Origin of the sequence: Pseudomonas sp. S44 (genome assembly GCF_016624805.1) — a bacterium.
Classification (GTDB): domain Bacteria; phylum Pseudomonadota; class Gammaproteobacteria; order Pseudomonadales; family Pseudomonadaceae; genus Aquipseudomonas; species Aquipseudomonas machongensis.
Map to the genome: position 1 here is coordinate 61348 of NZ_JACVTY010000030.1, position 9653 is coordinate 71000.

Below are 9653 nucleotides of genomic sequence, written 5' to 3' on the forward strand. Positions count from 1 at the left end.
ACGCAAGCTGTGGCAGAATCCTACAAAAGCGCTGTGACAAGCTGTTTTTTTATAACAGTTTTTTTCAGAGCATAGCCGCTGATCAGGAGTTCAACGCCCTGTCTCGCTTTCGCTTGGCGTCAGGCCTCGCGGCTCTGGAAGGGGATCGCGATCGCGGCGAATCTTCAGTTCGCTGACGACCACGGCGATCACGATCAGCAGGCCACCAATAAGCGCCACGCCTGGCAAGCGGTCCCCTGCGATACGACCAACGATGCCGGCCCAGACCGGTTCGCCGGCATAGATCAGCGTGGCACGGGTTGGCGAGACAGATTTCTGCGCCCAGTTCATCGCCACCTGGATTACCGCGCTCATGGCGCCCAGGCCAAGGGCGCTGGCCAACAGCAGCCAGGAGAAATCCGGGATGCGCTCCTGGGTCGGAACGATCATCAGGAATGATAGCGCCGATGCAGTTGCCAGTTGCACCACGGTGACCCGCCGCACATCGACCTTTCCGGCATAACGGCTGATCAGGATGATCTCGCCGGCGATGGCCACGGCGCTGACCAAGGTCACGATTTCGCCTTCGCTGAAATTCAGCGCACCACCCTCAGGGCCGGCCAGCAGCATCAGGCCGACAAAGGCCAGGCAGATACCGATGCTTGGCATCAGGCCGGGCCGGCGCCCCAGCACCAACCATTGCAGCAGCGGCACGAAGGGTACGTAGAGGGCCGTGATGAAGGCCGACTGGCTGCTGCTGATGGTTTGCAGGCCCATGGTCTGCAAGCCGTAGCCGAGCATGATCGATACACCGATCAGCACGCCGGCTTTGAGTTCGGTGAACGTCAGGCCCGACAGCGCTCGCGCCGATACCAGCCCGACGAACAGTGCCGCTGCCGCGAATCGCAGGCCGACGAAGAACATCGGTCCGCTCACGCTCATGACGTTGTGCACGATCAGGAAGGTGCCGCCCCAGAGCATGGTGATGAACACCAGCACCCATTCGGCTTTGCTCAGGCGAAAGGATACGGACGGCCGCGGGCTGCTGCTGGTGTGGGTCATGGTCTTGCGCACTCGGAAGGGGCGGCGCACAATCGCCGCAAAGTGGGCAGTATACTGCGCAACCCCTACCAGTGAGCAATATAGTGCACAAAGATTCCTCGCACCGCGCTTCGGTGCTGCAGCACGTCAGTCAGAACATCCGCCGCCTGCGTAACGACAGGGGCCTGAGCCAGACCGCCTTGGCCGAAAGCTCTGGTGTCAGCCGGCGCATGCTGGTTGCCATCGAGGCAGGCGAGAAGAACGTCAGCCTCACCACCCTCGACCTGATCGCCGAAGCGCTGGGTGTGGCGTTCAGTACGCTGATCCAGGCGCCCGAGCAACGCGATCCTGCACGCATCAATGAGCTGGCCTGGGCCGGTGAGCAGCCGGACAGCCGCGCGGTACTGCTGGGTAGTAGCCCCGCGCGGCGCGAGGTCGAGCTCTGGGAGTGGACCCTGGCACCGGGCGAGCACTATGCCAGTGAGGCTGATGCCGAGGGTTGGAGCGAGCAGATCTATGTGACCGAGGGCTGTCTGACGCTGCTGATCGAAAGCGGTGAACTGCGCCTGCGCGCTGGGGAGTTCCACATTTTCCCCAGCGACTGCCGCTACGCGTACCGCAACGACGGCGACCAGCCCACGCGATTCGTGCGCAATGTGGTGATCTGATCCACCCAGCCTACTTGGCCAGCAACGTATCGGTACTCTCGACGGCGGCAAAGGCGAAAGCTAGCGCCGCCATGGCCGAGTCGTGCACGTGCGATGCGGGCACCGTCTGTCCATTGAACTCCAGAGCCAGCGTGGCGCAGGCGTCGTGCGCCACCGAGACCTGGTAGCCGAAGTCTGCGGCAGCGCGGGTTGCCGAATCGATGCACATGTGGCTCATGGCGCCGACGATGGTCAGGTTTTTTACCTCATGCTTGTCGAGGAGCGACTTGAGCTCGGTGTCGCGAAACGCGTTGACTTGATGCTTGAGCACCACCGGCTCGCTGCTGATCGGCAGTACCTTGGCGTGGATCTCGGCGCCTGGCGAGCCAGGGGCAAAAAACGGCGCATCGGCTGATTCGAACTCATGGCGCACATGCACGACCAGGTCGCCGCGCTCGCGGGCAGCGGCGAGCAGGCGGGCGGCGTTGTCGGCTGCCGCATCGGCGCCGTCGAGGGTCCATTTGCCACCGGGGAAGTAATCGTTCTGGATATCGATGAGAATCAGGGCCTGCTTGCTCATGTTGCGCGCCTCCTTGGGCGTGGTCGTGGTGTGGCGATAGTTATAGGCTTGAACGACCGACATGGGGATCGGCGCGATCGACACAATGAGGGCAAAAACTGACATGGATACAGGCTTGGAAATCGGTGTGCTGGTCTATCCCGATGCGCAGCGTGCCGCTGTGCATGGGCTGACCGACCTGTTCACGGTCGCCAATCAGGTCGCCTGTGAACTCGGTGATGGGAAGCTGCTGCCGATCCGTATCAGCCACTGGCAACTCGATCAGACCGGTGAACTCTGCGAGGTGTACGACAGCCTGCCGGGCGCGCGCCATGACCTCAAGGTGCTGGTGGTACCGCCCAGCCTTGGCCCGGCACCTGCACCTGCGCTGCTTGAGCGACACCGCGCGCACTTGTGCCAATGGCATGCACGCGGCACTGTGCTCGCTTCGGTGTGCATCGGCGTATTCTTCATTGCTGCCAGTGGCCTGCTGGACGGGCGTTCGGCGAGTACCCACTGGAATTACGCCCAGACCTTGGCCGAGCGCTACCCGCAAGTGCGCGCCGATGCCAGCGTAGCGGTACTGGACGATGGCGACATCATGACGTCAGCCGGGCTGATGGCCTGGACCGAGCTCGGGCTGCGTCTGCTTGAGCGTTTCCTGGGTGCCACCCTGGCGCGCGAGACTGCACGCTACCTGGCGGTCGATCCGGTGCCGACCCCGCTGCCCGGTGCGTTGTTCGCACCGAGGCTGGATCACGGCGATGAAGCCGTGCTGAAGGTGCAGCACTGGCTGCAGGGGAGTGGTGCGCGGGAGGCTAATCTGGCAAGCATGGCTGGATGTGCCGGGCTCGAAGAGCGTACGTTTCTGCGGCGTTTTCGCGCGGCGACCGGATTGCGTCCTACCCAATACTGCCAGCAGGTCCGGGTAGGACGTGCCTGCCGCCTGCTGGAGTTCACCCGGCGCAGCGTCGACCAGATTGCCTGGGGCGTGGGCTATCAGGACCCCAGTGCCTTTCGTAAGGTGTTCCAGCGCGTCACCGGCCTGACACCCAGTGACTACCGGCGACGTTTCGCCGTGGTTGCCTGAGCGTCTGGGCCTAGCGGGTGCGGCCCTGGGCCTTCCTCGGCGAGGCGGTCGCGATGGTTGCGCAGAGGACATTCCTTCAATGACATGCAGCCGCAGCCAATGCAGCCATCCAGCTGGTCGCGCAGCATCATCAATTCTTCGATGCGCTGGGTCAGGTCTTCTCGCCATCGTGCGGAAAAACGCTGCCAGTCTTCAGCGGTCGGCGTGTGCCCTTTGGGCAGTGTATCGAGCGCTTCGGCGACTTGCGCCAGCGGTACTCCCAGGCGCTGCGCCATCTTGATCACTGCCACCCGGCGTAGCATGGCTCGCTCGAAGCGGCGCTGGTTGCCGTTGTTGCGGGTGCTGTGGATCAGTCCCTTGCTTTCATAGAAGTGCAGCGCGGTCACCGCGACGCCGCTGCGCGCAGCCAACTGGCCTACGCTGAGCAGGCGTTCCGGCGCCGTCACGTCCTTGCTTGGCATGTCGAAATATTCCTTGACCTTGACTTAACTCGAGGTTTTACCCTGCTCGCCATCACGCTGCAAGTACCCCCGAGCAAGGAGACTGTTCATGGTGGCCACCCCTCATTCCCTATGGTTTACCCAGATGATCGAGTACGAAGTACCGGCGATTCGGCAACAGGCACTGGCCGAGGCGTTGGTCCTGCGGGCGGAAGAGATCGCCAGCCGGTGCGATGGTTTGCTGGGTGTCAGCATTCAGGCCAGTGTCGATGGCAGCCGGGTGTTGCAGTACTTGCGGTGGCAATCGCGCCAGGAGTGGGCGGCTGCCGCGCCCTGTTTCGTCGAGGAACCGTTCCTCGACCTGTTGCAGCGTCACCAGGCACGCGGTGTCAATTTCACGGCCTACCAGACCCTGCGCAGCCTGGTGCGAGGCACCGACGGCGGCTTGCATTGCGAGGTCGGTGAGCCTCAGGCATACCAGGGGGCGTAGTGCGGGTAGCGGTCTAGCCGCGCGCCGATGACCATTTCGCCTATCCATGTACCCAGGATCGAACTGTAGGCTTTCTGGCTTTCCTCGCTGGACAGTGCATGGTCGGCCCCGTCGACGATGCGGTGGGTCAGTGAATGGGCGCCGACGAACGCGGAGCGATAGCTCATCAGGGTGTTGTGCGGCACATAGTCATCGTGCTCGGACTCCACCAGCAGGACATCGCCAGCGAACTCGGCGCAGGCGGCCAAGGCACGATTGTCGGCTGGCCCCAGAATGCGTTGGCGATAGTGATTCAGGCGCTGGCGGTCGAGTGCTTGCTTTGGAGTGTCCCATTCATCGTCCCAGTACAATGCAGGTACACGCATCGCCAGCCATTTCACGGGTCTATATGCGGTCAGCAGGGTGGCCAGATAACCGCCATAGCTGCTACCGATCAGCGCAATGGCGCCGGGATCGACGGCAGGGTGCGAGGCCAGCCGATCGTAGGCGGCCAGCAGGTCGGTGAGGTTCTGCTCACGGGTCACCGTCAATCGCTGGCTTTCGGTCTTCTCGTGTCCGCGCAAGTCGAAGGTCATGCACACGCAACCCAGCCCGGTAATCTGTCGGGCGCGGGCCAGGTCTCGCTGTTGGCTGCCGCCCCAGCCGTGGACGAAGAGAATGCCGGGCATCTTGCTGCCAGGACTGACCAAAGTACCGGCGATACTCTCGCCCTCGACCTGTAGCTCGACCTGTTCACTCTGAATGGCCATGCTCGCGAATCCGTGCAAATTTGCAGAATTGTCCGAGTTCACTGTCGTCCCCCTCATAGAAAAGTGTGGCGTCGGCGGGAAGTTCAGGCGTGCCGAACACCTCGTGGGTGGATGCGCGTACCTGCTGCAGCGTCGGATCGTCGGCGAAGGCGCGCACGGCAAGGAGCTCTGCGCTACTGGCGCCACCCTGGCGCCACGATTGCTCCAGAACGCCGCTGCGCAGGTGGCCACGTGCGTCGAGGCCACGGGCGATGTCGTAGTTGCGGCGTGAGGCGATGAAACCTGGGAAGTGTCGTTCCGCCGCTTGCTCGTAGGTCATGGCCTGATTGATAGCCAGGCGCAGATAATCCTCCAGCGGTCGCTGCAGCAGCGCCTGATAGTCGCCGCGTACTACCATCAGATCGGACCCACCGTAGACTTGTTGGCCTTGATGGTCCCTGGTGAGTTGCTGGGTACCGTAGTAGCTGCAGGTGAGGCCAGCGACACGCACCTGGCCAACACTGAAGGTTTCTACTTCATGCAGGTCCTCCTCCAGTACCAGCCCCCAAAGGCCAAGTGCCTTGTCGTCCAAGGTCGCGAACAAGGGGTCAAGTGCGTCAAGGGTATCGATTACCTGCTGGCCGCGACCGGCACGGGCCAATACGGGTTTGACCCGAACGGGGCCGCTGCGCAATAGCAAGTCGGCTGCTCGTCGAGCATCGTCCTTGGAAAAGACTGTGTAGCCGCGCAACAGGGCACCGCTGGCCTGTTGCGCGAAGGCGTCAGTCCAACCCGGCGGAAAGACTGCATTGGCGGGTAGTGGGTGGGAAATGGCCTTGGTCGCCATGTAGGGATGGCTGACCAGGCCGCCGAACAGGTCCTGTTCGCAGCGGATGCCCTGTTGCTGGCCGATCAAGGTTTCCGTGGGCAGGTAATAATAGTGGTTGGCCTGGCCGGCCGGTTGTCCAGGGTTGAAGACAGATATGCCAAGCAATTGCGCCAGGATCTCGGCGAGCTTCTGGTGAGTGGCATATTCATGGTCCGGGGTGCGTTCGCGGGTGTCGAGGAGTACGACGGCGATTTTCGACTCGTGGGGGTGGGCCATGTGCGATCTCATCCGCTGGGGCTGTACGAACTGTGAAATTCCAGACAGCTCGAAAGTTCAGCCCGTTGGACTGGCGGCCGAGGCGCTCCAAGCAATCGCAGGCCCTTTGTGGGTGATCCGATTGCGGGCGTTCGCAGCCTGTTCCATTATCCCGACCTGGAACCGTCCAAGATGTGATCGCAGGAGAGCGCATGAACAGTCTCAACCCCCTTCAGGAATCCATACCGGCACGCCTGGCGCGTGTGCGCGATGTCATGGCCAGGGAGGGTGTCGATGCCCTGTTGGTGCCCTCTGCCGATCCGCACCTTTCCGAGTACTTGCCCGGCCATTGGCAAGGACGCCAATGGCTGTCTGGCTTTCAGGGCTCGGTCGGCACGCTGGTAGTGGCCGCGGAATTCGCCGGGCTGTGGGTCGACAGCCGCTATTGGGAGCAGGCAGAAAAGGAATTGGCGGGCAGTGGCATCGAGCTGATGAAGCTACTGCCAGGCCAGCCGGGGGCATTGGATTGGCTGGGTGAGCAGGTTGCCAGCGGCGGTGCCGTGGCGGTTGATGGTGCGGTCATGGCGCTGGCCTCTGCCCGTCAATTGGCAGAGCGCCTGAGCGCTCGCAATGTAAGACTGTTGACTGACCGAGACCTGCTGGTTCAGGTCTGGGGCGATCGTCCGGCCTTGCCTGGCAACCCCGTCTATCAGCACCTGCCTCCCCATGCGACTGTCAGTCGTGCGCAGAAACTCGGAGAGTTGCGTCAGGCCCTGGCCAGCAAGGGCGCCGACTGGCATTTCATCGCATCTCTGGACGACATTGCCTGGCTGTTCAACCTGCGTGGTAGTGATGTTTCGTACAACCCGGTGTTCGTTTCCTTCGCCTTGATCGGTCGTGATCAAGCCACGCTCTTTGTCGGTCAGGACAAGATCAATACTCATCTGCGTCAAGTACTGGCGGCCGACGGTATACAGGTGCGTGACTACGCGGAAGTTGGTCAGGCACTTGCGAGCCTCGCTGGCGGCACCCGCCTGCTGGTCGATCCGGCACGTGTCACCCAGGGCCTGCTGGACAAGCTCGACAAGCGGGTCGCGTTGGTCGAGGGCGTCAATCCGACTACGCTGAGCAAGTCGCGCAAGAGCGAGGCGGACCTAGTTCATATTCGTCAGGTGATGGAGCAGGACGGTGCAGCCTTGTGCGAGTTCTTCGCCTGGTTCGAGGCCAATCTTGGGCGCGAGACCATCACGGAACTGACGGTCGATGAACAACTGAGCGCGGCACGTGCGCGGCGCCCTGACTTCGTCTCGCTCAGCTTCTCGACCATCGCGGCCTTCAATGCCAATGGCGCGATGCCCCATTACCGCGCCACCGAAGAGTCGCATGCGGTGATCGAGGGTAATGGCCTGCTGCTGATCGATTCGGGCGGCCAGTACCTGGGCGGGACTACCGACATTACCCGGATGGTGCCGATTGGTACACCCAGCCTGGAGCAGAAGAAGGACTGCACGCGGGTGCTCAAGGGAGTGATCGCGTTGTCGCGGGCGACTTTCCCGCGGGGCATTCTTTCGCCGCTGCTCGATGCCATCGCCCGGGCGCCTATCTGGGCCGATCAAGTCGACTACGGCCATGGCACTGGGCATGGCGTAGGCTACTTCATGAATGTGCACGAGGGGCCGCAGGTCATTGCCTATCAGGCGGCAACCACGCCGCAGACAGCCATGCAGGTCGGGATGATCAGTTCGATCGAGCCGGGCACCTACAGACCTGGAGCCTGGGGCGTGCGGATCGAGAATCTGGTGGTTAATCGGGAGGTGGGCAAGAGCGCTTTTGGCGACTTCCTGGCCTTTGAGACCCTGACGCTTTGCCCGATCGACACCCGATGCTTGCTGCCCGAGTTGCTCGATGTTTCGGAGCGCCAATGGCTCAACCGTTATCACCAGACCGTGTATGAGCGATTAGCGCCCCTGTTGCAAGGCGACGCACTGGTCTGGTTGAGACTGCGTACGCAGCCGGTCTGATCGACTGGAACGAGAAAGGGCAGCCTGGGGCTGCCCTTTCGTTTATTTGCAGATGACGATCATGCTGCGGCTGGTATAGCCGGCGGGGTTGATTCCGAACACGTAGTCGCCCGGCTCTTCGTCGCTGTCGCTGGAGCGCGCGATTACCTTGTAGCCTTTGCTGCCGCATGACGCTTGCGCATTGGCGTAGCACTTGTCCCAGGATGATGAAAGCCCGGAGCAGTTGATGTGCAAGCCTTTCTTCCCTCGCTTCACCTCGGTCTTGGCTGTAGCGGCGCACCCAGCAATGGCCAAGATGGCCAGGATGAGAAAAATACGTTTCATTCCTGTCCTTATCTGGGCGGTGAGCATTGTCCGCCCTTGTAGTGATGACTGCGTTCTGCCTGAAACTCCCCTGCTTCCGTGCCCGGCTCAGTAGATCGTCTGAAGGTGATGATGCTGTGACAGCTTAAACAGCCTTATAGGCGGGTACAAGGCTGAAGCTGTTCAAATGAAACTATTTCTCAAATCAGTCAGCCGCTACGGGAGGGCTGCTTTCCTTGCGCATCGACAGTGTGGCCCCGACCGAGGCGGTAATGATTGCCAGGATCGCCAACCACTGGGTCAAGCTGAGAACCTCTCCAAGGAACAGAAGCCCCGACAGTGCACCGAATGCAGGCTCGATACTCATCAGGGTGCCGAAGGTTCGCGCGGGCATTCGCGTCAGTGCGACCATTTCCAGGCTGTAGGGGAGGGCGGTAGACAGGATCGCCACGGCAAGTGCGACCGGAATCAGTGCTGGAGTGAGCAAGGCACTACCGGCGTGGGCGATACCGATGGGAGCCACGAACAGCGCCGCGATCAATACGCCCAATGCCGCGGTCTGGATACCGTTTTCCGCGCCTGCTCGCTGGCCATATAAAATGTAGAGCGCCCAGCAGACGCCGGCACCCAAGGCGTAGGCCGCGCCGGTCAAGTCGAGGGATGCCCCCGTCTGCCCTGTAGGGATGAGCAGTAGCAGGCCGACGATGGCGAGCGCGATCCAGAGAAAGTCCAGGGCGCGGCGCGAAGCGAAGATCGCTACCGCCAGCGGGCCGGTAAACTCCAGCGCCACGGCGATGCCCAGCGGAACGGTGCGCAACGACATATAGAAGAGGAAGTTCATGCCGCCCAGGGCCAGCCCATAGATGATGACGCTGCGCAGGGTGCTGGCATTGAACCTGGCGCGCCACGGGCGCAGCAATGCAAGCATGATGATGCTGGCGAAGATCAGGCGCAGCGTTGTGGTGCCCTGAGCGCCGACAACTGGAAACATGCTCTTGGCCAGTGACGCTCCAGACTGGATGGAAGCCATGGCAATCAACAGCAGGCCGATAGGGAACAGCGTGGCGGCCAGGCTGCGGGGCTTGGTGTTCATTTGGGTGGGGCAGTCCTAAATAAGTAGAAGGGGCGAGCTGCGCAATATAGTGCGCAAATCCCAGTGGCAGGTGCAACTGCTCTTGAGCAATGCGCGGGCTAAGCCCTTCATTTCGATTAAGATTTTATGAAATAAAAGGTTGACGCTCTCTCAGATCCCCTTATAATGCGCCCCACTT

The 9653-nt window shown here is 61.9% G+C and carries 11 protein-coding genes; 4 read left to right on the forward strand and 7 right to left on the reverse strand.

All coding sequences use genetic code 11. The features are described from left to right. Positions 1 to 90: 90 nt before the first annotated feature. Positions 91 to 1041: a DMT family transporter gene (locus IAE40_RS20455; protein ID WP_197893398.1), complete on the reverse strand. Its 951-nt coding sequence runs from the start codon at positions 1039 to 1041 to the stop codon at positions 91 to 93. Between the two features lie 83 nt (positions 1042 to 1124). Between IAE40_RS20455 and IAE40_RS20460 the strand changes: the two genes are divergently transcribed. Next, on the forward strand, positions 1125 to 1688 hold the full coding sequence (locus tag IAE40_RS20460) for a helix-turn-helix domain-containing protein (protein ID WP_054894316.1): 564 nt from the start codon (positions 1125 to 1127) through the stop codon (positions 1686 to 1688). A gap of 10 nt (positions 1689 to 1698) precedes the next feature. Here IAE40_RS20460 and IAE40_RS20465 read toward each other — a convergent pair whose 3' ends face one another. Further along, entirely contained in the window at positions 1699 to 2247 is a 549-nt protein-coding gene (locus tag IAE40_RS20465) for a cysteine hydrolase family protein (RefSeq protein ID WP_153774808.1), read from the reverse strand. Between the two features lie 85 nt (positions 2248 to 2332). Between IAE40_RS20465 and IAE40_RS20470 the strand changes: the two genes are divergently transcribed. Further along, the gene (locus IAE40_RS20470; protein WP_153774803.1) at positions 2333 to 3316 is read left to right on the forward strand and encodes a GlxA family transcriptional regulator; all 984 of its coding nucleotides are present in this window, start codon (positions 2333 to 2335) and stop codon (positions 3314 to 3316) included. On the opposite strand, the gene soxR is transcribed toward IAE40_RS20470, so the two are convergent. Beyond that, complete coding sequence (soxR, locus tag IAE40_RS20475; RefSeq protein WP_125929414.1) at positions 3286 to 3777, reverse strand: redox-sensitive transcriptional activator SoxR; 492 nt, start codon at positions 3775 to 3777, stop codon at positions 3286 to 3288. The genes IAE40_RS20470 and soxR overlap by 31 nt on opposite strands. An 88-nt stretch (positions 3778 to 3865) precedes the next feature. Here soxR and IAE40_RS20480 point away from each other — a divergent pair, with 88 nt between their 5' ends. Continuing rightward, complete coding sequence (locus IAE40_RS20480; RefSeq protein ID WP_125929415.1) at positions 3866 to 4246, forward strand: antibiotic biosynthesis monooxygenase; 381 nt, start codon at positions 3866 to 3868, stop codon at positions 4244 to 4246. On the opposite strand, the gene IAE40_RS20485 is transcribed toward IAE40_RS20480, so the two are convergent. Both IAE40_RS20485 and IAE40_RS20490 read right to left on the reverse strand, forming a co-directional pair. After that, positions 4225 to 4995 (reverse strand): alpha/beta hydrolase family protein, encoded by a 771-nt coding sequence (locus tag IAE40_RS20485; RefSeq protein WP_065861935.1) that lies wholly within the window; start codon positions 4993 to 4995, stop codon positions 4225 to 4227. The genes IAE40_RS20480 and IAE40_RS20485 overlap by 22 nt on opposite strands. Continuing rightward, the gene (locus tag IAE40_RS20490; protein WP_153774806.1) at positions 4979 to 6079 is read right to left on the reverse strand and encodes a DUF3182 family protein; all 1101 of its coding nucleotides are present in this window, start codon (positions 6077 to 6079) and stop codon (positions 4979 to 4981) included. The genes IAE40_RS20485 and IAE40_RS20490 overlap by 17 nt, the downstream gene beginning before the upstream one ends. A 191-nt stretch (positions 6080 to 6270) precedes the next feature. Here IAE40_RS20490 and IAE40_RS20495 point away from each other — a divergent pair, with 191 nt between their 5' ends. Beyond that, the gene (locus IAE40_RS20495; RefSeq protein ID WP_200603766.1) at positions 6271 to 8079 is read left to right on the forward strand and encodes an aminopeptidase P family protein; all 1809 of its coding nucleotides are present in this window, start codon (positions 6271 to 6273) and stop codon (positions 8077 to 8079) included. 42 nt (positions 8080 to 8121) lie between these two features. Here IAE40_RS20495 and IAE40_RS20500 read toward each other — a convergent pair whose 3' ends face one another. Together IAE40_RS20500 and rhtA are read right to left on the reverse strand one after the other, a co-directional pair. Then, positions 8122 to 8403 carry a hypothetical protein gene (locus IAE40_RS20500; RefSeq protein ID WP_054894309.1) on the reverse strand — a complete coding sequence of 94 codons (282 nt, stop codon included), beginning with the start codon at positions 8401 to 8403 and terminating at the stop codon, positions 8122 to 8124. 184 nt (positions 8404 to 8587) lie between these two features. Then, positions 8588 to 9475: a threonine/homoserine exporter RhtA gene (gene rhtA, locus IAE40_RS20505; protein ID WP_200603767.1), complete on the reverse strand. Its 888-nt coding sequence runs from the start codon at positions 9473 to 9475 to the stop codon at positions 8588 to 8590. Positions 9476 to 9653 lie beyond the last annotated feature (178 nt).